Source organism: Flammeovirga sp. AWQ4_249, from assembly GCF_056161045.1.
Genome location: NZ_JBSWYJ010000099.1, coordinates 1 through 1,542, shown reverse-complemented (window position 1 = coordinate 1,542; position 1,542 = coordinate 1). Strand labels below are relative to the sequence as shown.

Annotated in this window: 2 protein-coding genes; both read left to right on the top strand. The window is 39.8% G+C overall.

Annotated elements, in window-relative coordinates; genetic code table 11:
- Positions 1–431 (top strand): nitrilase-related carbon-nitrogen hydrolase (locus ACXAHM_RS26235; RefSeq protein WP_474967052.1); only part of this gene is annotated, 431 nt, incomplete at its 5' end.
- Between the two features lie 6 nt (positions 432–437).
- A complete protein-coding gene (gene aguA, locus ACXAHM_RS26230) occupies positions 438–1,538 on the top strand; it encodes an agmatine deiminase (protein ID WP_474967051.1) in 1,101 nt (366 codons plus the stop codon).
- Positions 1,539–1,542 lie beyond the last annotated feature (4 nt).

Genomic DNA, 1,542 nt, shown 5'->3' with positions numbered 1-1,542 from the left:
CAGAAACAGCTCGTTCAATGGCGTTAATGGGTGCAGAAGTATTATTCTTCCCAACAGCGATTGGTTCAGAGCCACAAGATGCGAACTTGATCTCAAAAGATCACTGGCAAGCGACACAATGTGGTCACGCAGCAGCGAACTTAACGCCAGTAGTAGCATCTAACCGTATCGGTAGAGAAACAACAACAAATGTATTTGACAAGAATGCAGATGAAGTAGGAATTACTTTCTATGGATCATCATTTATTGCTAATGAGCATGGTCAAAAAGTAGAAGAGGCGACACAAACTGAAGAGACTGTATTAGTACATACATTCGACTTAGAAGATATCGAGAAAACGCGTACTTCATGGGGCATTTTCAGAGACAGACGTCCAGAAATGTATAAAACAGTAGCTTCAAGCGATGGTGTTCACTCTCAAAAATACTAAGAAATCATGTCACAATTATTAAATTCTACACCGAAACAAGACGGTTATCATATGCCTGCCGAATGGGCAGAGCACGAAAGAACATGGATGCACTGGCCAGAACGTACAGATACATGGCGTCTAGGAGCAAAACCAGGTCAAGAAGCATTTGTTCGTGTAGCAAAAGCGATTGCAGAGTTCGAACCAGTAACAGTTTGTGCATCAAACACACAGTTTGAAAATGCAAGTGCAATGTTATCACACCCTAACATCCGCGTGATCGAGTTAACACAAGACGATGCATGGATGCGTGATTCAGGTCCAACTTTCCTAGTAAATGGAAAAGGAGGCTTAAGAGGTGTAGATTGGAAATTCAATGCTTATGGTGGATCATTAAATGGTCTTTACTCACCATGGGATCACGATGACCAAGTAGCACATAAAGTACTTTCTATTGAAAATGCAGATCGTTACAGAACAGAGAACTTCGTAACAGAAGGTGGTTCAATTCACACAGATGGTGAAGGAACAGTGATGATCGTTGAGGAAGTATTCATGAATCCAGGTAGAAATCCAGGTCTTTCAAGAGAAGAAATGGAAGAGTACTTAAAAGACTACTTAAACGTAGAGAAAGTACTTTGGGTACCAAGAGGAATCTATAATGATGAGACAAGTGGTCACATCGATAATATGGCATTTTTCATTCGTCCTGCTGAAGTAGTTTTAGCATGGACAGATGATAAAAACGACCCACAATACGAGCGTAGCTTAGAGGCATATAATTACCTTACAAGTGTAACGGATGCAAAAGGTCGTGCGATTGAAGTACATAAATTACCAGTACCATCTCCGATGTTAACGACAGAAGAAGATGTTAAAGGTATTGATGTATCAGAAACAGCAAAAAATCGTCAAGTAGGAGACCGTTTAGCAGGTTCATATATCAATTGCTTAATCTGTAATGGAGGTATTATTCTTCCAAAATACGGAGATGCCAATGATGATGTAGCTGCTAAAATCTTACAAGATTTAATGCCTGATCATAGAGTTGTACAAGTAGATACAAGAGAAATCTTATTAGGTGGCGGAAATATCCACTGTATCACTCAGCAACAACCAAAAGTTTAGGTTT